Genomic DNA, 329 nt, shown 5'->3' with positions numbered 1-329 from the left:
TAAAGGATTTGAGTTAGGCATCAATGCGTTTTTAGTCGATAAGGCAGACTTTTCCTTATCGGTTAATTTCAATACAGGTATCAATGTCGCGAGAATTGAAGAGTTGGATGGAACCAATGAGCGATTCTTCCAGTCCAATTGGGCGAGTACAGACTTGAACAATATCAACGATTATTACCTGAGAGTAGGAGGGAAATTAGGCGATATCTATGGATATGTATCAGATGGATTTTATTCCGTGGATGACTTCCAAGCATACAATGCCGTGACTGGTCAATATGAATTAAAAGAAGGTGTTCCTAATTCGGGAGCAACAGTGGGGAATACCA

The 329-nt window shown here is 40.1% G+C and carries 1 protein-coding gene; it reads left to right on the top strand.

Features of this window, described 5'->3' with window-relative positions:
- Positions 1–329: hypothetical protein (locus tag JYB63_RS22720; RefSeq protein ID WP_205660202.1), on the top strand; the 329-nt coding region annotated here is incomplete at both ends.

The organism is Aliamphritea spongicola (genome assembly GCF_017051665.1).
GTDB classification, from domain to species: Bacteria; Pseudomonadota; Gammaproteobacteria; order Pseudomonadales; family Balneatricaceae; genus Amphritea; species Amphritea spongicola.
This window is presented reverse-complemented; position numbering and strand designations above follow the sequence as displayed.